Annotated in this window: 24 protein-coding genes; 9 read left to right on the top strand and 15 right to left on the bottom strand. The window is 66.9% G+C overall.

Features of this window, described 5'->3' with window-relative positions:
- The first annotated feature begins 19 nt into the window (after window positions 1–19).
- The 7 genes from FHT37_RS14295 (at window position 20) to FHT37_RS14265 (ending at window position 7,489) form a co-directional block, all read left to right on the top strand.
- Window positions 20–745, top strand: a complete 726-nt coding sequence (locus FHT37_RS14295) for a class I SAM-dependent methyltransferase (RefSeq protein WP_091726767.1) — start codon at window positions 20–22, stop codon at window positions 743–745.
- On the top strand, window positions 742–1,920 hold the full coding sequence (locus tag FHT37_RS14290) for a DegT/DnrJ/EryC1/StrS aminotransferase family protein (RefSeq protein ID WP_091726763.1): 1,179 nt from the start codon (window positions 742–744) through the stop codon (window positions 1,918–1,920). The genes FHT37_RS14295 and FHT37_RS14290 overlap by 4 nt, the downstream gene beginning before the upstream one ends.
- Before the next feature lie 34 nt (window positions 1,921–1,954).
- Entirely contained in the window at window positions 1,955–2,548 is a 594-nt protein-coding gene (locus FHT37_RS14285) for a sugar transferase (RefSeq protein ID WP_091726760.1), read from the top strand.
- A 34-nt stretch (window positions 2,549–2,582) separates the two neighbouring features.
- The gene (locus FHT37_RS14280) at window positions 2,583–4,463 is read left to right on the top strand and encodes a nucleoside-diphosphate sugar epimerase/dehydratase (protein ID WP_183482347.1); all 1,881 of its coding nucleotides are present in this window, start codon (window positions 2,583–2,585) and stop codon (window positions 4,461–4,463) included.
- Window positions 4,464–4,561: 98 nt separating this feature from the next.
- A complete protein-coding gene (locus FHT37_RS14275; protein WP_221211097.1) occupies window positions 4,562–4,729 on the top strand; it encodes a hypothetical protein in 168 nt (55 codons plus the stop codon).
- A gap of 38 nt (window positions 4,730–4,767) precedes the next feature.
- Entirely contained in the window at window positions 4,768–6,075 is a 1,308-nt protein-coding gene (locus FHT37_RS14270) for a class I SAM-dependent methyltransferase (RefSeq protein WP_221211096.1), read from the top strand.
- Between the two features lie 19 nt (window positions 6,076–6,094).
- Entirely contained in the window at window positions 6,095–7,489 is a 1,395-nt protein-coding gene (locus FHT37_RS14265) for a hypothetical protein (RefSeq protein ID WP_091726745.1), read from the top strand.
- A 32-nt stretch (window positions 7,490–7,521) separates the two neighbouring features.
- Here FHT37_RS14265 and FHT37_RS14260 read toward each other — a convergent pair whose 3' ends face one another.
- The 15 genes from FHT37_RS14260 to FHT37_RS14190 form a co-directional block, all read right to left on the bottom strand.
- Window positions 7,522–8,331, bottom strand: coding sequence for a glycosyltransferase (locus tag FHT37_RS14260; RefSeq protein WP_091726742.1), 810 nt, complete (start codon window positions 8,329–8,331; stop codon window positions 7,522–7,524).
- A gap of 7 nt (window positions 8,332–8,338) precedes the next feature.
- Window positions 8,339–9,268, bottom strand: a complete 930-nt coding sequence (locus FHT37_RS14255) for a glycosyltransferase family 2 protein (protein ID WP_091726738.1) — start codon at window positions 9,266–9,268, stop codon at window positions 8,339–8,341.
- Complete coding sequence (locus FHT37_RS14250; RefSeq protein WP_091726734.1) at window positions 9,255–10,553, bottom strand: hypothetical protein; 1,299 nt, start codon at window positions 10,551–10,553, stop codon at window positions 9,255–9,257. The genes FHT37_RS14255 and FHT37_RS14250 overlap by 14 nt, the downstream gene beginning before the upstream one ends.
- Entirely contained in the window at window positions 10,550–11,335 is a 786-nt protein-coding gene (locus FHT37_RS14245; protein WP_091726729.1) for a glycosyltransferase family 2 protein, read from the bottom strand. Before FHT37_RS14245 ends, FHT37_RS14250 begins: the two co-directional genes overlap by 4 nt.
- 26 nt (window positions 11,336–11,361) lie before the next feature.
- Window positions 11,362–12,609, bottom strand: coding sequence for a glycosyltransferase (locus tag FHT37_RS14240; protein ID WP_183482338.1), 1,248 nt, complete (start codon window positions 12,607–12,609; stop codon window positions 11,362–11,364).
- On the bottom strand, window positions 12,606–13,613 hold the full coding sequence (locus tag FHT37_RS14235; protein ID WP_091726722.1) for a glycosyltransferase: 1,008 nt from the start codon (window positions 13,611–13,613) through the stop codon (window positions 12,606–12,608). Before FHT37_RS14235 ends, FHT37_RS14240 begins: the two co-directional genes overlap by 4 nt.
- Entirely contained in the window at window positions 13,610–14,920 is a 1,311-nt protein-coding gene (locus FHT37_RS14230) for a flippase (RefSeq protein WP_175538336.1), read from the bottom strand. Before FHT37_RS14230 ends, FHT37_RS14235 begins: the two co-directional genes overlap by 4 nt.
- A gap of 61 nt (window positions 14,921–14,981) precedes the next feature.
- Window positions 14,982–15,389, bottom strand: a complete 408-nt coding sequence (locus tag FHT37_RS14225) for a hypothetical protein (RefSeq protein ID WP_091726715.1) — start codon at window positions 15,387–15,389, stop codon at window positions 14,982–14,984.
- Window positions 15,379–16,287, bottom strand: a complete 909-nt coding sequence (locus tag FHT37_RS14220; protein ID WP_183482335.1) for an NAD(P)-dependent oxidoreductase — start codon at window positions 16,285–16,287, stop codon at window positions 15,379–15,381. The genes FHT37_RS14225 and FHT37_RS14220 overlap by 11 nt, the downstream gene beginning before the upstream one ends.
- A gap of 19 nt (window positions 16,288–16,306) precedes the next feature.
- Window positions 16,307–17,380: a CDP-glucose 4,6-dehydratase gene (rfbG, locus tag FHT37_RS14215; RefSeq protein WP_183482332.1), complete on the bottom strand. Its 1,074-nt coding sequence runs from the start codon at window positions 17,378–17,380 to the stop codon at window positions 16,307–16,309.
- The gene (gene rfbF / locus FHT37_RS14210; RefSeq protein ID WP_091726703.1) at window positions 17,377–18,150 is read right to left on the bottom strand and encodes a glucose-1-phosphate cytidylyltransferase; all 774 of its coding nucleotides are present in this window, start codon (window positions 18,148–18,150) and stop codon (window positions 17,377–17,379) included. Before rfbF ends, rfbG begins: the two co-directional genes overlap by 4 nt.
- 63 nt (window positions 18,151–18,213) lie before the next feature.
- Complete coding sequence (gene gmd, locus FHT37_RS14205; protein ID WP_091726700.1) at window positions 18,214–19,338, bottom strand: GDP-mannose 4,6-dehydratase; 1,125 nt, start codon at window positions 19,336–19,338, stop codon at window positions 18,214–18,216.
- Window positions 19,339–19,362: 24 nt separating this feature from the next.
- A complete protein-coding gene (locus FHT37_RS14200; protein ID WP_091726697.1) occupies window positions 19,363–20,289 on the bottom strand; it encodes a GDP-L-fucose synthase in 927 nt (308 codons plus the stop codon).
- 131 nt (window positions 20,290–20,420) lie between these two features.
- A complete protein-coding gene (locus FHT37_RS14195; protein ID WP_091726693.1) occupies window positions 20,421–21,542 on the bottom strand; it encodes a Wzz/FepE/Etk N-terminal domain-containing protein in 1,122 nt (373 codons plus the stop codon).
- Between the two features lie 24 nt (window positions 21,543–21,566).
- Complete coding sequence (locus FHT37_RS14190) at window positions 21,567–23,564, bottom strand: SLBB domain-containing protein (protein ID WP_175538335.1); 1,998 nt, start codon at window positions 23,562–23,564, stop codon at window positions 21,567–21,569.
- Window positions 23,565–23,748: 184 nt separating this feature from the next.
- Between FHT37_RS14190 and FHT37_RS14185 the strand changes: the two genes are divergently transcribed.
- Window positions 23,749–24,873, top strand: a complete 1,125-nt coding sequence (locus tag FHT37_RS14185) for a glycosyltransferase (RefSeq protein WP_183483010.1) — start codon at window positions 23,749–23,751, stop codon at window positions 24,871–24,873.
- A 107-nt stretch (window positions 24,874–24,980) separates the two neighbouring features.
- Window positions 24,981–26,519 carry a DEAD/DEAH box helicase gene (locus FHT37_RS14180; RefSeq protein ID WP_183482329.1) on the top strand — a complete coding sequence of 513 codons (1,539 nt, stop codon included), beginning with the start codon at window positions 24,981–24,983 and terminating at the stop codon, window positions 26,517–26,519.
- Window positions 26,520–26,575 lie beyond the last annotated feature (56 nt).

Raw genomic sequence — 26,575 nt, 5'->3', positions numbered from 1 at the left:
TGCCGCGAGGACCTTTGCCATGACCCAGGACCGAGAACTCGAGGCCATCGCCCAGCGCTACGCCCGCCGCGACCAGCGGCTGGCCGGCCTGGAGCGCTACAGCCTGCTGCGTCCCGAGGTCTGGCAGATGCTGCACGAGCGCCAGGCGGCGATGCTGCGGCTGCTGGCGGCGCACCGCGCGGCGATGCCCGAGGCCGATGCGCCGGTGAGCGGCTGGCGGATGACCGAGGTGGGCTGCGGCGCGGGCGGCAACCTGATGGACATGCTGCGGCTGGGCCTGCTGCCGCAGCATCTGACCGGCATCGAGCTGCTGCCCGAGCGCCTGGAGGCGGCCCGCGCCGCGTTGCCGCAGCAGGTGCGGCTGCTGGCGGGCGATGCGTCGCAGGCCGAGGTCGAGCCGGGCAGCCAGGACCTGGTGCTGCAGTCGACGGTGTTCTCGTCCATCCTGGACGATGCGCTGCAGCAGCGCCTGGCGCAGGCGATGTGGCGCTGGCTGCGGCCGGGCGGGGCGGTGCTCTGGTACGACTTCATCGTCGACAATCCGCGCAATCCCGACGTCCGGGGCGTGCCGCTCAAGCGCGTGCGCGCGCTGTTCCCCGAGGGCCGGACGACGGTGCGCCGCGTCACGCTGGCTCCCCCGATCGCGCGCGCCGCCTGCCGGCTGCACCCCGGCGCCTACCGCGTCCTCAACACGATGCCCTTCCTGCGCAGCCACGTGCTGGCGCTGATCACCAAGACACCATGAGCCAGAACCCCGACCAGAAGCTCCCCTTCCTGCCGTTCGCGCTGCCCGAGCTGGGCGACGAGGAGATCGCGGAAGTCGTCGACACGCTCCGGAGCGGCTGGATCACGACCGGCCCGAAGGCCAGGCGCTTCGAGCAGGCCTTCGCCGAGTTCCTCAACGAACCGCAGATCGAGTGCATCGCCGTCAACTCCGCGACGGCGGGGCTGCACCTGGCGCTCGAGGCGCTGGGCATCGGACCTGGCGACGAGGTCATCACCACCACGCACACCTTCACCGCCACCGCCGAGGTGGTGCGCTACATGGGCGCGGACGTGAAGCTGGTGGACATCGATCCGAAGACGATGAACATCGCGCTCGACCAGATCGAGGCCGCGATCACGCCGCGCACCAAGGCGATCATCCCGGTCCACTACGCCGGCCTGGCGGTGGACATGCTGACGCTGCTGGACATCGCGCGCCGGCATGGGCTGAAGGTCGTCGAGGACGCGGCGCACGCGCTGCCCACGACGCTGGAGAAGGAGTTGATCGGCACGATGGGCAGCAATGCGACGGTGTTCAGCTTCTACGCCAACAAGACGATGACCACGGGCGAGGGCGGCATGCTGGTGACCCGCGACGCGGAGCTGGCCAAGCGCGCCCGCGTGATGCGGCTGCACGGCATCAACCGCGACGCCTTCGACCGCTTCACCGCCAAGGTGCCGAGCTGGTACTACGAGATCGTCGCGCCCGGCTTCAAGTACAACCTGACCGACATCGCCGCGGCGATGGGCCTGCACCAGCTCAAGCGGCTGCCGGCCTTCCAGCGGCGCCGCGAGCAGATCGCCGCGCGCTACTTCGAGGCGCTGGCCGACCTGCCGCTGATCCTGCCGCCGCAGGCGCCGGAGGGCGACGTCCACAGCTGGCACCTTTACGTGCTGCGCCTGACCGAGGATGCGCCGATCGGCCGCGACGAATTCATCGAGCGCCTGTTCGAGCAGGGCATCGGCTGCAGCGTGCACTACGTGCCGCTGCACCAGCACCCGTACTGGAAGGAGCGCTACGGCCTGACGCCGGAGATGTTCCCCGAGTCGCAGAAGGCCTACGAGCGCACGGTGACGATCCCGCTGTACACGGCGATGACCGACGAGCAGGTCGAGCGCGTGATCGCCGCGGTGCGCCGCGCGCTGGGCGCCTGAGCGGACCGGACGGGACACGGAGCGGGGACGGCCGATGGCCAAGCGACTCTTCGACATCGTCTGCGCCGGCATCGGCCTGCTGCTGCTGAGCCCGCTGCTGCTGGCGGTGGCGGTGTGGGTCAAGCTGGACTCGCCGGGGCCGGTGATGTTCCGGCAGGAGCGGGTGGGGCGCTTCGGCGCGACCTTCCGCATCCACAAGTTCCGCACGATGCGCGTGGACGCGCCACGGCTCGGCCCGCAGATCACCATCGGCGACGACGCGCGCATCACCCGCAGCGGACGCTGGCTGCGCGCGAGCAAGGTCGACGAGCTGCCCCAGCTGTGGGACGTGCTGCGCGGCGCGATGAGCCTGGTGGGCCCGCGGCCCGAGGTGCCGCGCTACGTGGCGCTGTATCCGGCGGAGCTGCGCGAGCTGGTGCTGTCGGTGCGGCCGGGGATCACCGATCCGGCCTCGCTGAGCTTCCGCAACGAGAGCGAGCTGCTGGCGCGGGCGGAGGATCCCGAGCGCGAGTATGTCGAGGTGGTCATGCCGATGAAGCTGCGCCTGGCGGCGGACTACGTGCGCAACGCCAGCCTGGGCGGCGACATCCGGTTGATCCTGGCGACGCTGGGCGCGATCAAGGCCTGAGCACCGGGCACCGGGCACGGAACAAGAGAACACGATGAACTGGTTGTCCCTCGATGCCTTCCTGACGCGCATCCGGCCCTACCGCGAGGCGCTGGCGCTCGCGCTCGACATGGTGGCGGTGGCGCTGGCCTGGCAGGCGACGTATCTGTTCCGGCTGGGCTTCGAGCGCTGGTTCGAAGCCAGGCCGGGTTACGACCACTGGGTGATGCTGGGCATCGTCGCGCTGTACGGGGTGCTGCTGCGGCTGTTCCACGTGCCCAAGGGCATGTGGCGCTTCAGCGGCTTCGGCGAGGTCAAGCGGCTGGCGGCGGTGTGCATCACCGCGGGCCTGGTGGCGGCGGTGGCGGTGCTGATGGCGCAGTTGACCAAGGTGCCGCGGGCGGTGCTGGCGCTGCATCCGGTGTTCACGCTGATGGCGCTGGCGACGATGCGCATGGGCTACCGCATGCTCTACGAGCACATGCGCAGCCGCATCAGCGGCAGCGCGCAGGAGCAGCGCCGGGCGCTGGTGATGGGCGCCGGGGACGCGGGCCGGCTGCTGGTGGCGGGCATCCAGCACCAGCAGGGCTGGGTGGTGGTGGGCTACCTGGACGATGCGGCGGAGAAGCGCGGCGCGCGCGTGGCCGGCGTGCCGGTGATCGGCACCCTGGAGGACGCGGGCCGGCTGGCGGAGATGCATGGCATCACGCATGTGATCGTGGCGATGCCGGCGGCGACGACGGCGCAGCGCCGGCGCGCGCTGGACCTGGCGGGCAAGACGGGGCTGGCGGTGCTGACGGTGCCGAGCAGCCAGGAGCTGCTGGCGGGCCGCGCGGTGAACCAGGTGCGGGACATCGAGCCCGAGGACCTGCTGGGGCGCGAGCCGGTGCAGCTCGACGAGGGCGGCATCAGCGAGTGCATCGGCGGCAAGACGGTGCTGATCACCGGGGCGGGCGGGTCGATCGGCTCGGAGCTGTGCCGGCAGGTGGCGCGGTACGGGCCGTCGAGGATCGTGCTGTACGAGCTGAGCGAGTTCGCGCTGTACCGGATCGAGCAGGAGCTGTCGGAGAAGTTCCCGCATATCCCGCTGGTGCGGCTGATCGGGGATGTGAAGGACCTGGAGCACCTGCGGTTCACGTTCGGGAAGTACCGGCCGCAGATCGTGTTCCATGCGGCGGCCTACAAGCATGTGCCGCTGATGGAGGAGGAGAACGCGTGGGCCGCGCTGAGGAACAACACGCTGGGGACGTATCACGCGTGCACGGCGGCGGCTGAATCAGGGGCCGAGCGGTTTGTGCTGATCTCGACGGACAAGGCGGTGAATCCGACGAATGTGATGGGGGCGACGAAGCGGGCGGCGGAACTCGTCATCAGTCACATGGCGGGGCAGGGGCACGCGACGAAGCTCATGGCGGTGAGATTCGGGAACGTGCTCGGGTCCAGCGGGAGCGTGATTCCGAAGTTCAAGGAGCAGATCGCGAAGGGCGGGCCGGTGACGGTGACGCATCCGGAGATCACGCGGTACTTCATGACGATTCCGGAAGCGGCGCGGCTGGTGGTTCAAGCCGGCGCTATCGGGGAGTCGGGGCAGGTGTTCGTGCTCGATATGGGGGAGCCGGTGAGGATCGTGGATCTGGCGAAGACGATGATTCGGATGTCTGGCCATGGTGCAGCCGATATCCGGATCACCTTCACCGGCCTGCGTCCTGGCGAGAAGCTCTACGAGGAATTGCTCAGCGACAGCGACCGCACCTTGCCCACGCCTTTCGACCGCCTGTTGTTGGCTCGACTGGACGATTCGTCCAGCAGGACTGGCGTCGAGGGCTTGCTTGCCGCCGCCCGGACGCCGGGGCCGCGTGCCGATCCCGAGGCGCACCGGCTCTTGCGCGACGTACTCGGTTCAGAATTCGTCGGAGCCTCGCACCGGGCGGAATGACAATGATGTGAAAATCCTCCCCTCTCAAACACAAGCGACGGCGCCGAGCTTGGCGTGAAAAGTCAGGGGATTGCATGAATGCTCGACATCTCAGTGCGGTGGCACTGATCCTGTGTGTGCCCTTGAGCGCAAACGCCTACGTGGACCCAGGCTCCGGCATGCTGATCTGGCAGGGGTTGATCGCCCTGGTCGGTGCGCTGATCGTGTTCGTGCGCAATCCGCTGGCGTCGGTGAAACGCCTGATCGCGCGCTTCAAACGCAAATGAGGGATCCGGCTGCTCGCCTGGTGATGGAGGCGGATCGCGTGATGCGAGAACTCCGAGAGCCTTTGGGTGCCCACCATTTCCTTCGTTCCGATCTGGCCCGGCGCTGGCGCGAGCGGGGCGACATCGTCGATTTCGAGATCGTCGACGAGCGCAGGGTGGTCGCGCGGCGCGTGCCCTTTATCAGCTTGCCGACGGAATGGTGTGATCTGCAGTTGTTCGAGGCGGCCGAGCTGACCTTGCGCCTGCAGCAAGAGGCGGTCGAAGCCGGCTACGACCTGAAGGACGCGTCCGCCTGGAACGTGATCTTTGACGACGGCCGTCCCGTGTTCTGCGACCTGCTCTCCTTCGACCCTCTGAGGGAACGCAGATGGTGGGCGGCCGGGCAGTTCGCGCGGCACTTCATCCTGCCGTTGCTGCTGTCCCGGCAGCGCGGCCTGCGCGCCCACAAGGCCTTCCAGGCCTGGCGGGACGGTGTACCGCATGAGGTCGCGCGCGACATGCTAGGGGCCAGCCGGTTCCTTGGGCGCTACTGGCCGTTGATGGCCGGTGCCTCTGCCTTGGCGCCCACCGCTCCCGGACCCGTCGAGCCGGTCACCGGGTGGGACTCGACAGCGGAGGATGTCAACCCGGCGGCGATCCGGCGCTTCCGCGAGGGGCTGAATCAATCGCTGTCTTGGATGTTGCGGGGCGTGGATCCGCGCCGGAGCGCCGGTCCCGCCACCACCTGGACACATTACACCGACGAACGCGGCCATTACAGCGAGCTCGACCTGGAGGCCAAGCGGACGCGGCTGACGCAGTGGTTGGCCATGCAGGCTCGGGGGTGGGTGCTGGACTTCGGATGCAACTCGGGCGAGTTCTCGCGCTTGGCGGCGGCGACCGGGGCGCGCGTGATCGCGGTAGACGCCGACCACGGCGCCGTGCAAACAGGGGCGAAGCAGGACAGCGTCCGCATCCACTGGGTCGTGGCGCCGATGGATGACTTGCGCGGCGGCTATGGGTGGGCCGGCGTGGAACACGCCGGCCTGCCGGAGCGCCTGCGCAACAGGGCCGACATGACGCTCATGCTGGCTCTGCTGCATCACCTGGTCATCGGGGCGGCCATCCCGCTGCCGATGGTGGCTGCTTTCGCCGCATCCTGCACGCGGGACGCGCTAGTGGTCGAACTGATCGACCCGACGGATCCCCAAATCGTCCTTATGCGGGCGCAGCGGCGGCGCCAAGATGCGTTCCCCGCGGTGGAGGTCCAGTTGCAGGCCTTTCTCGACGCCGGATTCGTGGCACAAGAGCGGGTGTCGCTGCCCTCCGGGCACCGCGAGTTGGTCCTGCTGAGGCGGGCCCGCTGAGGCGCCGATCTTTCCGAAAATGAAGCATCGGCTGCAGATCCTGGCCGCCCTGGTCTGGCTGTCCGCGCTCGCGGAAGTCGGCATGCGCGACCGTTATCACGACATGCTCGCGCAGGTCGACAATTTCGCATGGCTGGCGGTCTTTCCGCTCCTGGTGGCCGGCGACCTGCTGCTCACCGCGACCTTACGGCGATTCAGGCCGCGCTCAACGGACGGCCCCCGCACGGGTCTTCCGGTCCGGCACTTCCTGCTGGCAGTGGGGCTCTGGTTATGGACGGTGCCGGGGAACGGCCCCAAGCTGACCCACTTCGTCGAGGCGCTGGCCGCATCCGCGGCTGTTTGGGCCCTCCTGGGGTTCTGCGACCACCGCTGGGGCGAATCGCTGGCACGCTGGGCCGCGTCCCGGGGACCGGTGGCGCTGACCGTGGCGGCCATCGCCTTCGTCGCCGTGCCTCCGGTCGCGGTGACCCTCCGTTCCGATCAGCTCACGTGGCCAGACATCGGCAATCGGTCCGGCGCCTCCCTGGCTGCGCAGGCGCGGCAAAACGACGACGGTGGGCCGTTGCTGGTCCTCCTGCTGGATGAGTTGAGCTTCAAGGCCTCGGGACCCGTGGTCCGGGCCCTGGAGGCTCAGGGGTTGGTCGTCTCAAGCCGCGCCGTGACGGCGGTTGGCGATGCCACGGCCAAGGTGATTCCCGCCATGTGGCTACGACGGCCCTTTTCGGAGGCGCGGCCCTGCGGTCCGACGGCGATATGCAGCGGTCTCGATCTGCTGGAGTTTTCAAATGTGAAGGCGAGCTGGCCCGATATCGATGTGGTCGGCTTCTACCACCCCTACTGCGCGATGCAAGGGCTACGCTGGTGCAGGCGCGAGGCGCCGCCATCCGTGTTCAGCGATACCCGCCGTGTCGGCTGCGCGCTGGGTCGAAGGCTGCACATCCCGCTGGCGGCGTCCTGCCTGCGGGCGCAGAACACGCCTTGGCTGGATTTGGTCCGTCGCGTGGAATCGTCTTACTGGGAGGCGCCGTTCTGGCGCGATGGCGGCGTCCTATTTGCCCATCTCCCCGTCCCGCACCCGCCGGCGGCGGGGCCCGAGGCCTCCCTGGCCGAGCACTATGCGGCCGGCGTCGACCACGCGGCCGCGATCGTGGCGCGATCCGCCCGGCAGTTGGCGGCGCGCGCGGGCGGTTCCGGGCCCCGGATCGTCATCACCTCCGACCACCCGTTGCGGGTGCGCGAATGGTGCTCTAACGGGACCTATTCGGCGGCGCGCTGTTCAGGCGCCGAGCTGTTGCGGGACAGCTCGGTGCCGCTGATCGTCGCGGTTGTAGGCCGTCCGGTCGACCTGTCGGCGTATCGTTCGAACGACCAACTGTTCGACTTGGTCAGCGCGCTCCGCGCGCGGGCGCCTTGACGCATACCGACGATCCACGAGGGCCTAGGGTGTCAGGCCGGCAGTTGGCACCGTACCGCGCGGTTGCGCTGCCGGCGTGTGGGGTCGATCAGCCAGCCCCACTTGTTGAAGTACTTGATCGCGGACACGACGTGGTATTTCAGTAGACGGCTGTTGCGATACGAGCCCTTGGCATAGGCGTGCGTCACATGCACCTCGGGTTCGAAGCGGGTCTCTCCCCGGTCCCCCAGCCGGCGCACCAGGTCGACGTCCTCCATGTACATGAAGTAGCGCTCATCGAACCCGTTGATCGCGATCAGGTCGCGCGAGCGGATCAGCAGCATGCAGCCCGACAGGCTGGGCACGTTGCTCGGGCGGTCAAGGGGCAGGTCGCGCAATTCATAGCCGCGATTCAGGCGCTCCCGCCAAGTCTGGGAGGGAAGGAAACGACGGGCGAACAGGTCGGCGGGTGTCGGCAGCAATTTGCATAGGTGTTGCGGCGTGCCATCGGGATAAAGCACGCGGGGCATCAGGGCGGACACCTGCGGTGACGCCGCCAAGGCTTTCAGCAGCACGGGAAGCACGCAGGGGTCGAATTCGATGTCGGGATTCAGCAGCAGGTGCGCTCCATCGCCCGAAAGCTGGCGGATGGCCAAGTTGTGCCCAGCACCGAAGCCGAGGTTACGTCCCACGTGGTGGTAGCGCACCCGCTCATGTCGGAACCAGTCGCTCTTCAGGGGCTGGGGCGAGTTGTCCACCACGTGCAGCACGCCGTCGCTGTGCCCCGCGAGAAAGGACCCAATGGCCTTCTCGAACAGCGACGGGGCGTTGTTGTAGAGAACTAGCGAGGCAGTCAGTTGCATGCGTGGATCACATCAGGAGAAAGAAGACGACATTGCGCACCAAGCCCACCTTGTCGAAGCCTTCGCGCCACGCGCGCCACTGACGCAGCGGCCTCGGCAACTGACCGAGCGAGGCATAGGTCTGCACGAGCGCGCGTTGCGGATGGTCCGCGGGCAGGCGCAGGGCCAGCGCCTCCGCCTGCGTGCGAGTCTGCCGAAGGCGCGACCGGTAGGCGGCTCGTCCGTGACGGGCCTGTCCCAGCAGGTCCATCAGCCCGCCGCGCCGGGCACCGACTTGGTTGCCACCGTGCTGCCGGTAGGCGATGCCCGGCTTGCGCAGATGCGCCACCCGACCGAGCGCGCGCGCCAATAACATCAGCCACCAGTCGTGCATCGCGACCTCGGCGGGGATCGGCAAGCCGATCTTGAGCAGCGACCGATTAATGATCATTGAGCAGCCCGGGGCGACATTCTGCGTGAGCAGTTGCGCCAATGTGGGCACCCGGCGCGAACCCTGTCCCTGCATCTCCAGGAACGAGGGGTGCAACCGCCTGAGCGACGCGTCGACGACCTCAAGGTCGCAGTAGACCGCGATGGGCGTCTGACTGCCGCACTCCGTTTCCAGCCGGCGCATCTCCGTGACGGCGTCCTGGACCTTGTGGGGCAACCAGACATCGTCCTGGTCCGCCGGCATGGCATAGGGCGCATCGGTTGCGGCCAGGCAGGCCGAGAAGTTGCCGATCACGCGCAAGTTGCCCAGCCCATCTTCGACGACCTTCAACGCCCGTCCTCGCTGCTCGCACCAGCGGCGCACGAGGGCTAAGGATCCATCGGTGGAGCCGTCGTCGCGGACGACGAGCCGCCAGTCTTGGAAGGTCTGCTGCTCCAGGCTCTCGAGCAATTCGGGCAGGTAGGTCTCGCCGTTGTAGAGGCCGAGTGCGATGTCAACGGAGTGCATGGTCGCGTGACGGGCGGACCGAGCGGCCCACCAGATAGAACAGATGTGCCGGGATGAGCACGAGGATCGAGGCGAGCAGGATGCTCGACAGCGTGGACAGCGCGTAGTCGAAGTCGCCACTGACGCTGACCAGCGAGAAGTACAGCAGGAAGGCCGTCAGTCCCGCGAAGAAACCGCGGTGCGCGCGCTGGTAGACGTGGGCTTGCAGCCAGCCCACGGCCAGCCCCAGCAGGCCCGAATACACGACGCCCCACCAGCCGAAAAAGTGGAAGCCGAACACGTTGTGGCGCGGATTCGGGCCCGCGAGGTAGTCCAGACCGGGGAAGATGATCTCCGTGAACTGCAGCCCCATGTTCTTGTAAATCCAATCGCCCGGGATGACGCGGAAGGTACTGAGCGCGCCCCCGAACAGCCCGACAACTGGGTTGTCGCCTTGGATGTAGCGCATCGTGTCGTCGACATAAGCGTAGATGTAGATGTCGCCGAAGCTCACCAGCCGGAATGCCAAGTTCACCAGCACCTGTTCGAAGTCGCCTTGCGACTGCACGGCCAGGACGATGAAGGAGAACACCGCGGCTGCGGCGAACGCGATGCCACCGAGCCGGCTTCCCATGAAGCTCGTTTGAGACCGGTCGGAGGAGACCAGCACGCGGACCAGGAAGTAGACCTGCAGGATGCTGAGCAGCGCGCCCTTGGATCCCGAGAACGCGATGTACACCAGCAGCCAGACCACGACCCCCAGCGTCATCCAGGTCGCGCGCGACCGGAACTTCGTCCAGAGCAGCAGGCCGGAAAAGCTAAGTATGAAGAAGGCGCCTGTCTCGAAGCGTTCGATGATCCCGAGCCCTCCCGAGCCGGCGAAGGCGCCGAGCCGCGAGGCATTGAACAGCGGGATGCCGGTCAGCCCCCACTTGACCGCGGTGGCCGAGAAGTGCACGAGCAACGCAAAGAAGACCACCCAGTTCACGAGCGCGTATGGCGGATTGAAGGCCGGCGCGCAAAGGCCGGCGTTCATCCGTTTCACGTATAACAGCGCCGCGTACAGCGCCGCCTGCGAGGCCATGTAGTACTGCAGGTGCTCCGCGCGGATATCGCCGTTGATCCACATGAAGCTGACCAGTGTGAAACCGAACCAGTCGGCCAGTATCACCAGAAACAGCGGGTCGAAGAGGTTGACCGCGAGTCGTCGCGCCAGCCAGTAGTGCAGCGGGGCGAAGAGCAGGAGCAGCGCGAGATAGGTCTCGAGCTGGTCCGAGATGGTGACGAGGTAGAGCAGCGGGCTCATGGGCGCGTCAGCCGGTTCCGTACCTTCACCAGCAGGTTGCGGACGCGCTTGACCAAGCCGTACGGCCAGCCGAGGTGCCGGTCGATCAGCGCCAGTCGCATCGACTCGAACTTCTCGTCGGGCCGGCTGGACGCCCCGGCGTCCTCGAACAGGGAGACAGCAAGCGGCATGTGCCGGAACGGCACGCCCGCGCCCCAGAGCTCGATGTTGTACTTGTAGTCGGCCAGCAGGCCGGCATCGAGGTCGTAGGGCTTGGACCGGAAGACTCCGGCGGGATAGAAGATCGCTTGGTGACAGATGTTCTGCTGCATCAGCCGGTAGGCACTCATCTCGCCGCAATAGGCCCGGCCCGAGGACTTCAGGATGACGTCCCCGTAGAAGACCGCGTCGGCGTCGTCGAGGCGCGCGGCGACGCGTTCCAGGATGTCCGGTGCGGTCAGTGTGTCGTCGGCGCCGAGAAAGAGCAGCCAGCGTCCCCTGGCGAGCGCCAGGGCCTTGTTCATCGCGTCGTAGATGCCCCTGTCGGACTCGCTGACCCAGGTGGTGATGTGCGTCTCGTGCCGCCGCAGGATGTCCAGCGTTCCATCGGTGGAGCGGCCATCCACGACGATGTACTCCATGTCCGCGAAGGTCTGGGCGGCGACGCTACGGATCGTGGCGTCGAGCGTTGCCGCGCCGTTGCGCACCACCGTGGCGATCGTGATCAGCGGGCGATCGCCCCCGGCGGGGGCGTGATGCGGCGAGGCGGCCGGGCGGGCCGGTGCGTCGGTGGCAGTGTTCATGAGACTGGTCGTGTCCGAGGAGCCGCTTACCGGGGGACGGCGTCGCGGTAGAGATCCAGGTATTGTCGTGCGACGGCGTCGTAGGACCAGAGACGTTCAGCGCGCGCGCGCGCCTGGACGGACATCACGCCTCGTCGCGCGTCGTCGCGGAGTACCGCAAGCATCGCGTCGGCCAGGTCCCCGCTGTCGAAAGGGCGGGCCAGCAGGCCGCTCTCGCCGTGGGCGACCACGTCGCGCAGTCCGGTCGCGTCGAAGGCGACGACCGGGCAGCCGCAGGCCTGTGCTTCCGAGCCCGTCTGCCCGAAAGACTCCTGGCGCGAGGGCACAACCAGCAGGTCGGCCGCGCTGTAGAGCGCGGACAGCGTGAAGTCGTCGGACACATGTCCCATCCAGTGCAACGGCAGCCCCAACCGCGGAGGGTCCGACGGCTCGCTCTGTCCAAACAGCACGGCCTCAACGCCCGGCTGTTCGCGGGCCACCTTGGCCAGCGCGGGCTGCAGAAGGTCCCAGCCCTTGTAGGAGAGCTGGGTGCCGCGGATGGCCCCGAATAGGACCAACAGCTTTTCGGCTGGCAGGTTAAGCAGTCGGCGCGCGGCCGCACGGTCCATCGGCTTGAACCGGGACAGGTCCAGCGGATTGGGAATGACCGACACGGGCCATGCGCCCATCAGCGTGCTGTCGGCCACGCATTGCGCCAGCCACCGGCTGGGCGTGACGATGCGCATCGGCGTCCGCCAATGCGCCCGTTTGCGCCGCCATGTCCAACGGTCGACGTCGAAACGGCCGGTTGTCAGGGCGGGGTCGTAGCCGTGGCGCCACCGTGCCCCGGGGCCGTCCTCGGCGAGGTGCTCTGCGCCGCAGAAGGCCCACATGTCGTGCAGGGTCCAGACAACGGGTTTGCGGATGCGACCGATGGTTTCGATGGACAGGAAACCCGCGCAAATCCAGTGCAGATGCACCAAGTCCGTCGGCTCCGCATTGATCGCGGCGGCCCCGATGCGACCCGACCAGCCGGTCGATCGCGGCATGGCGTCGGGCGGAGCGCCCAGCCGCAGCGGGAGCGCATCGAGCGTGGGCGAGAGCACTGCGGCGAGCCGCGAACTCAGCCGGGGACTGGCGCCGCGCACGGTCGTGTCGTCGTTGGTCTTGTCGGCTACTACCATGCGCGAGAAGGCCTCTTGCCGACCCCCAAGTGCCTGATGCAGGCGGTAGGCCGCGCGGGCCGCCCCGCCGAGCCGGTCGCCGGAATAGTGGGTGACGCGCAGTACGCTCATGATGGACGCGTGCTCCTGCCGCGGAGCAGCCGGTAGATCGTCTTCAGCCGAGCAAACGCGCCCGAACGCACCAGCCAATCCGCCCACCTCAGCTTGAGCGCATGGCGGTCGTGGAAAGCCGGGTAGAGCGCCTCGATGTCGAGGATCGACATCCCCGCGGCACGCATAGGCAGGAGGAAGCGCAACGATGCGATCTTGCGATGGAAGGCGCGCTCGAAGCGCAGGTTTGCCCGCTGGGCGCGGCCCGCCGGCAGATGCCGTCGATAGACGGCGATCTCGTAGGGGATCTGCCGGTAATACACGTCCAGCAAGTTGTAGCTCTTGGCCGCCATGCGCAACGCGACCAGCGCGAAGCCGGGGATCATGATCTTCGGTGCCCGTCCGCCAAGGTGCCGCTCGTCGAGCAGTGAAAACCAGTAGCAGCCGTAGCCGTGCGCAGTGCCGAACAGCGCCTCAAAGTGGGCCGCCTGCAGATGCGCCGAACGCACCAGCACCGCGCCGAACATACCCTTGTCCCGCAAGTCGTCGAAAGCTTGGAAGACGTCGTTGTAGGTCCGAGGCGGCAGCTGGAAATGGTTGCCAACTACCCGGTCCTCCGCATCAATGAGGATGCCGTTGAAGATGGCCAGGTCGGGCGCCTCCTGGTCGATCAGCGTCAGCAGCCGCGATGCCTCGCCGTCCAGGAAATGGTCGTCGTCACCAAGGAAGTAGAGATAGTCTCCGCTCGCCATGTTGCGGACGGCATACATGCTGGCGTCGATGGGCAGACGTCGGGGCTGCTTCAGATAACGCACGCTCAGCCCGGGAGGCGCTTCGGCCAGCAGGGCGTGCAATGCGCCGTAGTCCTCTTCCGAGGCGTTGTCGGAAATGCAGACCTCGACGCGCCGGCGGTCCCAGCCGGCGGCGTAGATCGAACGCAGCGCCGCGCACAGGAGGGCGCAGCGATTGAGCGTCGGGATGCAGATGCTCAGCGTCGGCGGTATTGGTGTCGTCGGGCCATTCATGAACGAAGCGTCTTCAGAATGCGCAGCGATCCGCACTGGAGGCGGAACAGGTCTGGGGCCAGCAGGGCGTTGACCAGAAAGGCTTGCACGAATTGCGCGCCGACGGTAGCGATGGCCGCGCCGTATGCGCCGTAACGCGGCGTAAGGATCAGGTTGAGGACGAGGGCGGTCAATGCGCCGCTCAGTGCTTGGTGGAGCGCGAGCCTCGAACGGCCCTCGTTGATCAGCCAGACGCTCTGCATCACACCCAGGCAGACGGGGATGAAGGTCAGCGCGTGCAGGGCCAGCAGCGGTGCTGAGGCCGCGTACTGTGGACCGTAGAGCAGACCGACGAACAGCCGTGCGCCCAGGATGTTCACGACCACCACGGAAAGTGACAGCGCCCACATCCCGGCGAAGGCCTTGAGCAGCGTGCGGCGATGAGCGTCGCTGCCGGCGGCCCGCTGGCGGGAGACGATGGGCGCGATGCTGCTGCCCAGGGCCATCGGGATGAAATACCACATCTCCGACAGCGTGGCCGCGACACCATAGAAGCCCACCTCGGCCGTGCCGGCCGACTCGCGGAGGAACACGATGCTGACTCGCATGTACAGCAGGATCGACAGGCCCGACAGCAGCAGCGGCCACGACTGTGCCAGCAGTGCGCGCGCCAGTGCGCCGTCCCATTCCCAGCGCCGTTCGGTCCGGTAGCCGGCATAGGCGATGACAAGGGCGATGGCGGCGAGCCCGGTCTCTAGGGCGTTGGCCGCAGCGAAGGCCGGAAGACTGGCGCCGAGCTGGATCAGCAGCACCTTGAACACTGCCGTCGCCAAGTAGGACGAGATCTTGGCGACGACAGTACGGCGGCTCTGGATCCGGCTCTGGAACCACAGGTCGATCACGTCGGACACCTGGAACAGGATCGCTAGTCCGGCCAGGAGCACAACGACCGAGACCGTCATGTCCTCGCGCTGGAACAGCACGATCCAGGCGCCCAGCGCCAGATAGGAGATTCCCGCCGCGATGAGCCGCAGACGCAGCGCCGTCCCCAGGACGCGGCCGGCCTGCGCAGGCGAGGCCGCGATGTCGCGCACGATCAAGTTGTCAAGGCCTAGCAGCGACACCGCCTGGAACATGGAGATAAAGGCGATCGCATAGGCCAGGACGCCGTAGCGCTCCGGACCGAGATAGCGGGCCACCCAGGCGCTGACGAAGATGGCGACCAGGAACCGCGTCAGCTTGTCCCCCAGGAGCCAGGCGACGTTCGAGCTAAAGGCCCGGGCTTCGGGCCGGTGCTTGAGGAAGGCGGGGAGACGGATCCCGTTCATGAGAGGGGCGCGTGTGCGGCGCGCTGCAGGCGTCGCGGGCGTGCCGGCGCATGACGACGCTTCACAGCTCGATCGGCGGATGGGCGACGGTGTCGACCGGGTCATAGCGTCGGTCGGTGTAGGCCATCAGAAGGTAGTCGCGACCATCGACGCCGATCAGGGAGTGCGCCACCCGCGGGTTGATCCGAACCGTGCGTGGCACATCGTCGCTAAGCAGCAGCGAGGCCGACTCCCCAGTGTCGACGTGGCGCAGGTTCAGCTTCACCTGGCCTTCCAGCAGGGTGAACCATTCCGTGGCGACATCGTGGTAGTGGTTCGCGCGCGCCTTGCCCTGATCGCCGCGAATCACGTAGATCTCACCGAATTCGACCGGCAAGTCGGGCTCGAGGCCGGTCATCGTCTTCAGGAAGAAGCCGCGTTCGTCGACCAGCTTTCGCCGCTCGATGATTTGATAGAGATCAGTGCTCATGGAGTGCCAGAACGGTCTTGTCGACGGCGATCTGGAGGTCGGTAAAGGTCAGCTCGCCCAGCAGCGTGCTCAGCAGAGCATTGTCGGCCACGCATCGCATCGGGTCATGCGTGCGGTAGGGCAGGGCGCCGAACCTTAGCTTCGGTGCTAGCCCCTGGCGTTCCAGCGCCGCGGCCACGTAGCCGATGAACGTTTTCAGGCTGATGCCCTCGCCCGTTCCGACGTTGAGCGTGCGCAGACCCGACGCCGTGTCGGCTGGGACGTCAACTAGGCGGTGCAGCAGAGCGATGAGGTCAGGTGCGAACATGAAGTCGCGCAGTTGCTCGCCGCCGGTCAGGGGGATCTCCTCGCCGGCGCGCGCCTTGCTGGCAATGAACGGAATGAGCCGCTCCGCTGGTTCCCCGGGGCCGAAGACGTTGAACAGGCGAAGGAAGGTCAGCGGCAAAGCGTCGCCATACTGTTTCAGACTGTGGAACAACGTCGTCTTGGAGATCGCGTAAGGCGACTTCGGCTCCAACGTGGCCGACTCGCTCAGTCGCTGCATCGAATCCGCGTATTCATAGGCCGTGCCGAACAGGAAGGTCTGAGCGGCGAGACCCTCCTCGACCAGCGCGTCCACGAGATGGAGCGCGCCGACTGTGTTGACGGCCAGGAGGTCCGATAAGGTGCTCTGGTCGCGCGTCACGCCCAGCGAGGCGAAATTCAACACGTGGGTGGGGCGTACCTCGCGCACCGCCGCGCGCACGCTGTCCTTGTCGCGGAGGTCGACCGCGAGTCCCGGTACCGGGGCCTGCCTCCGGCCGCCCAGGGCAACGATCTCGGTGCCGGGCGCGGCGGCGCCCAGGAACGCACGCCCCAGAAATCCGTTGGCGCCGGTGAGAAGGAGGCGTCGTGTCATTGCGGGTCCTGGTCTCGAATCAATCGTCACGCTGGAAGGCTTCGATCTGGGCCAGCGTGCAGGCGCGCATGTCCTGCTCCGACAGCCACGCGCGATGCCAGTCGATGATGCGCGCCAGCGCGGTCTCCAGCGTCCAGCGCGGCGCCCATTGCAGTCGCTGTCGCGCCTTGGAGATGTCCAGCTTCAGGAAGCTGGCCTCGTGCGGGTGGTCGCCAGGCTGGAGGGTCCAGCTCGCGCCCTCGCCCCAGGCATCGCACAGGCGCTCAACGATCCAATGCACCGGGCGGGTGTCGTCATCGCGCGGCCCGAAATTCCAGCCTTCGGCATCGGCCTGCCCATGCGTGTACAGCCGTTCGGCCAGCAGCAGGTAGCCAGACAGTGGCTCCAGCACATGCTGCCAGGGACGGATCGCGTGCGGGTTGCGGATCAGCACCGGCTTGCCCGATTGCAGCGCGCCCAGGATGTCCGGGATCAGCCGGTCCAGCGCCCAGTCGCCGCCTCCGATCACGTTGCCCGCACGGGCCGTCGCCATGGCGATGCCAGCCTCCTTCAGGAAGGACTTGCGGTAGGCCGAGGCGACCAGTTCTACGCAGCCCTTGCTGTTGGAATAGGGATCGTGGCCGCCCATGGGCTCGTCCTCGCGATAGCCCCACACCCACTCGCGGTTCTCGTAGCACTTGTCCGTCGTGACGTTGACGATGGCCTTGACCGAACCCACATGACGGGCAGCCTCGAGGACATGTACCGAGCCCATTACGTTGGTCGCGTAGGTCTCAATCGGCTGCTGGTAGGAGAGACGCACCAGGGGCTGGGCCGCCATGTGCAGGACGATCTCGGGCCGAAACTCCTCCATCTGCGCTTTCACCGCGGTGAAGTCCCGGATGTCGGCGATGCGATGCTCCATGCCTTCGGCCACGCGAGCGACATTGAACATCGCCGGCTCCGTCGGCGGATTCAGCGACACGCCGCGTACCACGGCCTTCATCGATTGCAGCCACAGGGAGAGCCAACTGCCCTTGAATCCGGTGTGTCCGGTCAGGAGGACCCGCTTGTCCTTCCAGAAGGTCGGCGAGGTCCGTTGCGTCGAGCTCATGACCACATCTTCCAGGGCGCATTGCCAGATGCCCACAGGGACTCCAGCAGATGCTTGTCACGCAGCGTGTCCATCGGCTGCCAGAAGCCGGTGTGCTCGTACGCCATCAACTGGCCGGTCTCGGCCAAGGTGTTCAGCGGCTCCTGTTCCCAAGTCGTCGCGTCGCCCTCGATGTGGTCGAGGACCGTGGGCGACAGCACGAAGAAGCCGCCGTTGATCATTGCGCCGTCGCCCTTGGGCTTCTCCTTGAAGCTCATGACCTGGTGCTGGCGGATGTCCAGCGCGCCAAAGCGGCCGGGCGGATAGGTCGCCGTCAGCGTGGCGGCTTTGCCGTGCGACTTGTGGAATGCGATCGTGGCGGAGATGTCGATGTCGCCCACGCCGTCGCCGTAGGTGAAGCAGAACGCCTCTTCGTCCTTCACGTAGTCGGCCACGCGCCGCAGGCGTCCGCCGGTCATGGAGTCGTCGCCGGTGTCCACCAGCGTGACGTTCCAGGGCTCGGCACGCTTGTGATGCACTTCCATGCGGTTGTGACGCATGTCGAAGGTGACATCGGACATGTGAAGGAAATAGTTGGCGAAGTACTCCTTGATGACGTAGCCCTTGTATCCGCAGCAGATCACGAAGTCGTTCACGCCATGGTGGGAATACATCTTCAGGATGTGCCACAGGATTGGCTTGCCGCCGATCTCCACCATGGGCTTTGGCCGCGTGGCGGTTTCCTCGCTCAGCCGGGTACCCAAGCCGCCGGCCAGAATCACTGCTTTCATCGGAAGATCCTCAGCATCGAAGCATCGTGCGCGCCGGCGACCACCTCGGACGCCGGCGGGCGTTCATTCGTTGTAGTCGTAGGCCTGGAAGCCGGCGGCCTTGACCAGACTGTCGCGCTTGGCGGACTGGTAGTCGGCCTCGACCATCTCGGCAACAAGCTCGCGCAGCGTGGTCTTGGGCGTCCAGCCCAGCTTCTCCTTGGCCTTGGTCGGGTCGCCCAGCAGCGTCTCGACTTCCGTCGGACGGTAGTAGCGCGGGTCGACCTTGACGATCACGTCACCGACCTTGCAGAACGCGCGTTCGGCGTCGGCCACGCTCGTCACGGTGCCGATCTCCTGGTCGCCTTCGCCGGAGAACGTGATGCCGATGCCCAGTTCGTTGCAGGCGAACTCGACGAACTGGCGCACCGAGTACTGCACGCCGGTGGCGATCACGAAGTCCTCGGGCTTGTCCTGCTGCAGCATCATCCACTGCATCTCGACGTAGTCCTTGGCGTGGCCCCAGTCGCGCAGCGCGCTCATGTTGCCCAGGTACAGGCAGTCCTGCAGGCCAAGCGCAATGCGGGCGATTGCCCGGGTGATCTTGCGAGTCACGAAGGTCTCGCCGCGCAGCGGGCTCTCGTGGTTGAACAGCACGCCGTTGCAGGCGTACATGCCGTAGGCCTCGCGGTAGTTCACCGTGATCCAGTAGGCATACATCTTGGCCACCGCATAGGGGCTGCGCGGGTAGAAGGGCGTGGTTTCCTTCTGCGGGATCTCCTGCACCAGTCCATACAACTCGGAGGTACTGGCTTGGTAAAAGCGGGTCTTCTTCTCGAGGCCCAGAATGCGGATTGCTTCCAGGATGCGCAGCGTGCCGATGCCGTCAGCATTGGCGGTGTACTCCGGCGTCTCGAAGCTGACGGCCACGTGGCTCATCGCGGCGAGGTTGTAGATCTCGTCGGGCTGCACCTGTTGAATGATGCGGATCAGGTTGGTGCTGTCGGTCAGGTCGCCGTAGTGCAGCTTGAAGCGCTGGTTATTGACGTGCGGGTCCTGATACAGGTGATCGACGCGGTCGGTGTTGAACAGACTGGCGCGGCGCTTGATGCCGTGCACTTCATAGCCCTTGTCCAGCAGCAGTTCCGCCAGGTAGGCGCCGTCCTGGCCCGTGATGCCCGTGATCAGGGCGACTTTGCGTTGCGACATGGAGAGATCTCTGGATGAGGTGGATCAGGCGCGGAAAGGAGCGCTGTCGTAGGCGAGACGGATGCCGTCGCGCAGCGAGGTGCGGGCACGCCAGCCGAGCGCGGCGAGCTTGCTGACATCCAGGAGCTTGCGCGGCGTACCGTCGGGCTTGGTGCTGTCGAAGACGATGCGGCCCTCGAAGCCGACGATGTCCATGACCGTCTCCGCGAGCTCGCGGATCGTCACGTCCTCGCCGGTGCCGACATTGAGCAACGGGCCGGCATAGCCCTGCTTCATCAGGTAGACGCAGGCGTCGGCGAGGTCGTCGACATACAGGAACTCGCGCCGTGGTGTGCCCGAACCCCAGACCACGTATTCCGAATCCCCGCGCAACTTGGCCTCGTGCGCCTTGCGTAGCAGCGCTGGAAGCACGTGGCTGTTGGCGAGGTCGTAGTTGTCGTTGGGGCCGTACAAATTGGTCGGCATCACGCTGATGTACTCGCGGCCGTACTGGCGGTTGTAGCTCTCGGCCAGCTTGATGCCGGCGATCTTGGCGATCGCGTAGGGCTCGTTTGTCTGCTCCAGCGGGCCGGTGAGGAGGTATTCCTCCTTGATCGGCTGAGCGCAGTCGCGCGGGTAGATGCAACTCGAGCCGAGGAACATGAGGCGCTGCACGCCGGCCAGGTGTGCGCCATGGATCAGGTTGGCCTCGATCATGAGGTTCTGATACAGGAAGTCCGCGCGGTACTGGTTGTTGGCCTGGATGCCGCCGACCTTCGCCGCGGCGATGAAGACGTAGTCCGGCTGCTCGGTGGCGAGGAACTCGGTGACGGCGGTCTGGCTCAACAGATCGAGCTGGTCGCGCGAGCGGGTGATGATGCGCTGGTAGCCCTCGGCATTCAATTGGCGGACCAGCGCGCTGCCCACCATGCCGCGGTGACCGGTCACGAAGATCTTTGCGTTCGGGTTCATGCGTTGTCGAGCTATGGCAAGGCCGCGACGATGTGCGTCGCGGCTCTGCGGGTTGTCTGCGAAGTCGCGGCGCGCATGGGCGGCTCGCGATCGGTTCTCTTTCGGAAGGGATCGGCTCCGGCGAATCGCCTTCAGGCTGTGGCGCGCCCCGCCCTACGCAGCCAGGACCCCAGAATCCAGATCGACAGCAGGATGAAGGTGCCGACCGCTGCGCCGAGCGCCAGCGCCGCCCGCTTCGGCTTGCTCTTGTACTCCGGTGGCGTGGCCACGTCGACCACCTGGATCACGCTGCCTTCCCGGCTTTCATCGAGTCGAGCCAGTTCGAACTGCTTGGAATACATCTCAAACAGGGCCTCCTGGTATTTGAACTCGCGGTAGCGGCCCAGATAGTCTGAATCATTGGCGCCCGCTGCGTTGCTCTCGAGCTGCGCCAATTGGCCGCGCAGAGCCGACAGCATCGTCAACTGCTGCTGCACCTCAGGCGACGTGTCGGCAAGGGTGCGTCGCATCGTCTGCAGGCGGACCTCCGCGGTGGTGGCTTCGGCCTTGATGCGAGCGTAGGTTTCCGCGGCTGTCCGTGGCTCGGCCTTCATGGCGTTGGCATTGAAGCCGCCCGACTGCAGCGTCTTCTGGGCCTGTGCTAGGCGCTCGTTCGTGCGCTTGAGTTCCGTCTCGAAGAAGACACGGCGCTGCTGCGCCTCCGTCAGCGCGAGTTCGCCGATTAGGCGGCGGAGTTCGGCGACGTACTGGTTGGCGATGTCCGCCGCCAGCTTCGGCTCGTGTGCGTCGACTTCGAGCGTTATCAGCCCGTCCTTCTTGCCCAGCGAGATGGTTGTGCTCTGCTCCAGCCGGCGACGCGCCAGGAAGCGGTATTTGGCCTCATAGAGCTCCATGAGCTTGAAGCGTTCAACCAGACGCTCCTCGACGTTGACGCTGCGCAGTAATGCGATGTACTGGTCCGCGGGGGTCTTGCCGCCCAGTGAGCCGCCAGAGATGCCGGCCAGTGCGCCGAGCGAGGCCATGGCCGCCGTGGCGGCGCTCTGCTGCTGCTGAGGGGGCAGGAACACCGTCTGCGCGGTGAAGGTCGGGCTCATCAAAAACGAGATGCCCAGCATCACGGCTCCCGCGCCGACCGAGCCGCCGATCAGCAGCTTCCAGCGTTGCGCGAGGATCGCGATCAGGTCGACGGGGCCGAAGCCCGCGTTGCCGGCGGGCGCGCCGGCCGGCGCCGTCGCCAGGTGTGGGGTGCTCACAGAAAATTTCTCCTCAACCAGGCGTCAGTTCTTGATCGTCTGCAACGCTGCAATGCCCAAGCCGAAGTTGGCCAGGATCTGCGTCCAGTCCTTCGCGTCCTGGATGAACGTCGTCTTGTTCATTTCCTCCGGAACGAAGACCGTGTCTCCCGGCAGTGCGGACAGGCTCGCCAGGCCGGAGCCGAAGCCCAGCCAGCCACTGCTCGACTGGCGCGCGCTCACGACCGTGCCGTTGGCGCGGATCACGAAGGCGCCGCCCGCGTCGGCGCCACGGGTCGGGCCACCCGCGAGCTTCATGACGTCGTCTACCGACGCCCCATCGCGCAGGAGGAAACTGCCCGAATTGAAGACGCTTCCGAACACCCCCACCGTCGTCGGCTTCGCCGGGATGAGCAAGCGATCGCCATCTTCAACGGTCAACGAGGGCAGTTGCCGCGCATCGGACTCCAGTTGCAGAACCACGCGGCCCGTCGGGCGCACGGCCCGCAGCCGCGCCACCAGTCGTTCGCTGCCAGCGGCGCGCTGCGCATTGCCCGCTGCTTCATCAGCCGTCGTCGCACGCTGCGTGCTGGCGTATTTGGTGAACTCCGTCTCCAGGTCGCGCAGCGCACGGTCGTAGTTCTCCTGCTGAGACTGCCGCACGCTCTCGCGCGAGAAGTCCGTGCCGAAGACATACGCCTGGGGCGTCAGTCCGCCAGCCGCGGCGATCGCGTCCTGCAGGGTGCTCGTCGGCGGCAGCACGTATTCACCGGGGCGGGACACTTCGCCTTCCACCGTCACGCGCTTGTACTGCTTGGCCAGCGGCAGCGCCGTGTTGACGCTGCTGAACACGCGGATCACATCGCCGTTGGACGCCGCGGCCTTCGCCTGCGCAGGCAGAGGCAGCTCCCGCACGCGGCGGTCATTGCGATCGCTCAACTGCTCGATCGAGATGCGCGAGCGGTCCGCCACCGCGCTGAAGCCACCAGCCATCGCCAGCACGTCGTCGATCGTCTCGCCGGGCTTCAGTTCGACGATGCTCTGCTTGTTCACGCTCCCCAGCACCGCGACCTGCGGGCCGATCGGGCCGATATGGATCACGTCCTCGGCCTGCAGCGCGCGGTCGCTGGCCTTGTCGCCCTTGAGCAGCAGGTCATACGCATCGAAGTTGGCGACGACCTGGCCGTTGCGGCGCAGTTCGATCTGGCGGAAGCTGCCGGCCGCCGACGGGCCGCCAGCGCGGATCAGGCCGTTGACGATCGTCGCCAGGCTGCTGACCGTGTAGGCGCCCGGCTTCGCGGTGAAGCCGGTCACATAGATGCGGATCGTGCGCAGCTTGCCCAGCGAGGTGCTGACCTGGAAGTTCTTGAACACCTGCGCGATGCGGGCACGCACCACGTCGTTCAGGTCGCCGTAGCGCACGCCAGCCACCAGCACCGGGCCGACACGCGGGATCGTGACGCGGCCGGCGCGGTCGACGGTCAGGCGCAGGTCGGCGTCCACCGAGCCCCAGGCGGTGACCTGGATTTCGTCGCCGATGCCGATCAGGTAGTCCGAGGGCGCCTGGCGCGGGCCGTCGGTGTCCGAGCCCATGCGGGCATCGAGCATCAGGTCGGCACCCAGGCGCCGAACGATGTTGTCGGTGGAGATCGTCGTCGCCTTCCCGACAGCGCCGGTCTGCGTCTGCGTCACCGTGCCGATTTCAGTCAGGCCTGACTCGGAGCGGCGCAGCTGTTCCAGCGTGAGCGGATCCGTCAGGTCCAGGCCCAGCAGCTTGTTGACGTAGATCTCGAACTCGCCGGGCACGTACTTGGGCGCGCGCGGCATGGCCGATTGCGCCTGCTGCTGCTGTTGCTGCTGCGTCGACGCGTCCTGCGTGCCGCGCGTCGTGGAGTTCAGTCGGACCGGGCCGCTGACATCGCTGCTGTTCTCGGACGAGGTCTGGCCACTTCCCATCGACTGCGCGAGGGCCGGACCCGCCATCAGGCAGGCCATCAACAGCGCCAGCGCGGGCTTTTGGAAAGTCTGGAGGGATCGAGTCATCGTCGACACCGGCGAAGAGGCGCGTTGGGCGCGAAGTTCCATGCGTGATCTCGTCTCTGAAAGGGAGAGCCGCCCCGATGTGCCTTGTGACAAGGGGTGTCGGGGCGGCCAGCGCGGCATTCTATGGCAGCGCTGTTGCGCCAAAACCGCCGGGGACCGGAAGCTGATCGTTACACTGCCGGCCATGTTGTATTTGCTCATCCCGTTCGCACTGGCGGCGGCGATCACGTTGTATGTCGTGCATTCGTCGACCGTGCACGGGCATCTGTCTGCGGACCACGACCTTTCCGGCCCCCAGAAGTTTCACGCCCGCCCTGTGCCGCGCATTGGTGGCCTCGGCATCTTTGTCGGTCTGGTCGGCATGGTCGCGCTGGCCTGGTTCCTCAAGCATCCCCAAGCCAAGACCGGCCTGCTCCTGCTCCTGGCCGGCCTGCCGGCCTTTGGCGCCGGGTTGATCGAGGACTTCACCAAGAAGGTTTCCCCGCGCGAGCGCCTGATCGCCACCGCGATCTCCGCAGCGCTCGGCTGCTGGCTCCTCCAGGCGACCATCAACCGCACCGACATCCCCGGCCTGGACTTCATCGTCGGCACCACCGTGGGCGCGGTGCTGATCACCGTCTTCGTGGTCGCGGGCGTCGCCAACTCGGTCAACATCATCGACGGCTTCAACGGGCTGTCCTCGATGTGCGTCAGCCTCATGCTGTTGTCGCTGGCCTATGTCGCCTACCAGGTGGGCGACACCGAGCTCGCCCTCTGGGCGCTGGCCGGCGTCGGCGCCATCCTTGGCTTCTTCGTCTGGAACTACCCCGCCGGGCTCATCTTCCTGGGTGACGGCGGCGCGTACTTCATGGGCTTCTACCTGGCGGAGATCGCCATCCTGCTGATCCACCGCCATCCGCAGGTCTCGCCGCTGTTCGCGCTGATGGTGTGCATCTACCCGGTGTTCGAGACGGTGTTCTCCATCTACCGCCGCCGCTTCCTGCGCAACACCAGCCCCGGCGATCCGGACGGCATCCATCTGCACTCGCTCATCTATCGCCGCCTGATGCGCTGGGCGATTGGCGCACGCGACGCGCGCCTGATGACGCGCCGCAACTCGATGACCGCGCCCTACCTGTGGACGCTGTGCCTCTCGTCGCTGGCGCCGGCGCTGCTGTTCTGGGATTCCACCCCGGCGATCGCCGCCTGCATGGTGCTGTTCGGCGTCGCCTACGTCGCGCTGTACTGGCGCATCGTGCGTTTCCGCACCCCGAAGTGGATGGTGTTCCGCGGCGATCAGCGCAAGCTGACCGACCGTTCGATGCCCTGATCCGGCAGGCCGATCCTGCACGCCGCGGCCCGCTTCATGCGGTGCTGCACGCGCCGGGATCGGTGGTTTCCCGGGGCTTTCGGGGGCTTGGAGGATAATCCGCGCCCATGACCGAATCCACCCCGACGCCAAGCCCCCGTTTCGACACGCTGCCGCTGGACCCCAAGCTGCTGCGTGCCGTGGCCGACCAGGGCTACGCGACGATGACGCCCATCCAGGCCAAGGCGATCCCGATCGTCCTGTCCGGCAAAGACGTGATGGGCGCCGCTCAGACCGGCACCGGCAAGACCGCCGCGTTCTCCATCCCGCTGCTGCAGCGCATGCTCAAGCACGAGAACGCCTCGATGTCGCCCGCCCGCCATCCGGTGCGCGCCCTCGTGCTGGCCCCGACCCGCGAGCTGGCCGACCAGGTCGCCAACAACGTCAAGGCCTACGCCAAGCACACGCAGCTGCGCGTGGCCTGCGTCTTCGGCGGCATCGACATGAAGCCCCAGACGCTGCAGCTCAAGGCCGGCGTCGAGGTGCTGATCGCCACGCCGGGCCGCCTGCTGGACCACATCGAAGCCAAGAATGCGGTGCTCAACCACGTCGAGTACGTGGTGCTCGACGAAGCGGACCGCATGCTGGACATCGGCTTCCTGCCCGACCTGCAGCGCATCCTGAGCTACCTGCCCAAGACGCGCCAGACGCTGCTGTTCTCGGCGACCTTCTCGCCGGAGATCAAGAAGCTCGCGCAGAGCTACCTGCAGGAGCCGGAGCTGGTCGAGGTCGCGCGGCCGAACGCCACGGCGTCCACCGTCGAGCAGCGCTTCTTCAGCGTCGATGACGACGACAAGCGCGCCGCGGTCAAGCAGCTGCTGCGCCAGCGCGAGATCACGCAGTCGATCGTGTTCGTCAACTCCAAGCTGGGCGCCGCGCGCCTGGCCCGCGCCTTCGAGCGCGACGGCCTGAAGACCGCCGCGCTGCACGGCGACAAATCGCAGGACGAGCGGCTGAAGTCGCTGGAGGCGTTCAAGCGTGGCGAGGTCGAACTGCTGGTGGCCACCGACGTCGCCGCCCGCGGCCTGGACATCGCCGACCTGCCGGCCGTCTTCAACTTCGACGTGCCCTTCAACGCCGAGGACTACGTGCACCGCATCGGCCGCACCGGCCGTGCCGGCGCCTCGGGCCTGGCCTTCACGCTGGTCACCAAGGCGGACGCCCGCCTGGTCGGCGAGATCGAGAAGCTGATCAAGCGCAAGCTGGACCTGGAGCCGATCGAACTCGAAGGCGAGCGTCGCCGCTTCGACCGCGGCGACCGTGGCGACCGCGGCGAGCGGTCCGACCGGGGCGAGCGTGGCGGTGACCGCGGTGGTGATCGCGAAGACCGCGGCGAGCGCCGCGACTTCCGCCGGGAGCGCGAGGACCGCCGCGACGAGGCCTACGGCTCGCACGCCTCGGCGCCGCGCGCGCCGCAGCGCCAGGCCTACGATCCGCTGTTCGACAAGCCCTACGAAGTCAGCGAACGCGCCGAGGCGCCGTCCTGGGAGAAGGGGGGCGCGCAGGCGCCGCGCAGCGGTCTGTCGGCCAACATCAAGCCGAAGAAGAAGGTGGCGGCGCTGTTCGGCGCCAAGAAGCCGCCGGTCACCGCGGACAGCGAGTCCTGAGCGGCGAACGGGCCCGGGCTCGAGCCTGAGGCTCATGGCCCTGAATGACGAAGGCC

Source organism: Mitsuaria sp. BK037, assembly GCF_014193045.1.
Taxonomy (GTDB): domain Bacteria; phylum Pseudomonadota; class Gammaproteobacteria; order Burkholderiales; family Burkholderiaceae_C; genus Roseateles.
This window is presented reverse-complemented; position numbering and strand designations above follow the sequence as displayed.

What these genes read in the sequence shown, in the direction of transcription:
- FHT37_RS14295 (WP_091726767.1), top strand. Translation starts at nt 20, where the DNA reads ATGACCCAGGACCGAGAACTCGAGGCCATCGCCCAGCGCTACGCCCGC.
- FHT37_RS14290 (WP_091726763.1), top strand. Translation starts at nt 742, where the DNA reads ATGAGCCAGAACCCCGACCAGAAGCTCCCCTTCCTGCCGTTCGCGCTG.
- FHT37_RS14285 (WP_091726760.1), top strand. Translation starts at nt 1,955, where the DNA reads ATGGCCAAGCGACTCTTCGACATCGTCTGCGCCGGCATCGGCCTGCTG.
- FHT37_RS14280 (WP_183482347.1), top strand. Translation starts at nt 2,583, where the DNA reads ATGAACTGGTTGTCCCTCGATGCCTTCCTGACGCGCATCCGGCCCTAC.
- FHT37_RS14265 (WP_091726745.1), top strand. Translation starts at nt 6,095, where the DNA reads ATGAAGCATCGGCTGCAGATCCTGGCCGCCCTGGTCTGGCTGTCCGCG.
- FHT37_RS14260 (WP_091726742.1), bottom strand. Translation starts at nt 8,331, where the DNA reads ATGCAACTGACTGCCTCGCTAGTTCTCTACAACAACGCCCCGTCGCTG.
- FHT37_RS14255 (WP_091726738.1), bottom strand. Translation starts at nt 9,268, where the DNA reads ATGCACTCCGTTGACATCGCACTCGGCCTCTACAACGGCGAGACCTAC.
- FHT37_RS14250 (WP_091726734.1), bottom strand. Translation starts at nt 10,553, where the DNA reads ATGAGCCCGCTGCTCTACCTCGTCACCATCTCGGACCAGCTCGAGACC.
- FHT37_RS14245 (WP_091726729.1), bottom strand. Translation starts at nt 11,335, where the DNA reads ATGAACACTGCCACCGACGCACCGGCCCGCCCGGCCGCCTCGCCGCAT.
- FHT37_RS14240 (WP_183482338.1), bottom strand. Translation starts at nt 12,609, where the DNA reads ATGAGCGTACTGCGCGTCACCCACTATTCCGGCGACCGGCTCGGCGGG.
- FHT37_RS14235 (WP_091726722.1), bottom strand. Translation starts at nt 13,613, where the DNA reads ATGAATGGCCCGACGACACCAATACCGCCGACGCTGAGCATCTGCATC.
- FHT37_RS14230 (WP_175538336.1), bottom strand. Translation starts at nt 14,920, where the DNA reads ATGAACGGGATCCGTCTCCCCGCCTTCCTCAAGCACCGGCCCGAAGCC.
- FHT37_RS14225 (WP_091726715.1), bottom strand. Translation starts at nt 15,389, where the DNA reads ATGAGCACTGATCTCTATCAAATCATCGAGCGGCGAAAGCTGGTCGAC.
- FHT37_RS14220 (WP_183482335.1), bottom strand. Translation starts at nt 16,287, where the DNA reads ATGACACGACGCCTCCTTCTCACCGGCGCCAACGGATTTCTGGGGCGT.
- rfbG (WP_183482332.1), bottom strand. Translation starts at nt 17,380, where the DNA reads ATGAGCTCGACGCAACGGACCTCGCCGACCTTCTGGAAGGACAAGCGG.
- rfbF (WP_091726703.1), bottom strand. Translation starts at nt 18,150, where the DNA reads ATGAAAGCAGTGATTCTGGCCGGCGGCTTGGGTACCCGGCTGAGCGAG.
- gmd (WP_091726700.1), bottom strand. Translation starts at nt 19,338, where the DNA reads ATGTCGCAACGCAAAGTCGCCCTGATCACGGGCATCACGGGCCAGGAC.
- FHT37_RS14200 (WP_091726697.1), bottom strand. Translation starts at nt 20,289, where the DNA reads ATGAACCCGAACGCAAAGATCTTCGTGACCGGTCACCGCGGCATGGTG.
- FHT37_RS14190 (WP_175538335.1), bottom strand. Translation starts at nt 23,564, where the DNA reads ATGACTCGATCCCTCCAGACTTTCCAAAAGCCCGCGCTGGCGCTGTTG.
- FHT37_RS14185 (WP_183483010.1), top strand. Translation starts at nt 23,749, where the DNA reads ATGTTGTATTTGCTCATCCCGTTCGCACTGGCGGCGGCGATCACGTTG.
- FHT37_RS14180 (WP_183482329.1), top strand. Translation starts at nt 24,981, where the DNA reads ATGACCGAATCCACCCCGACGCCAAGCCCCCGTTTCGACACGCTGCCG.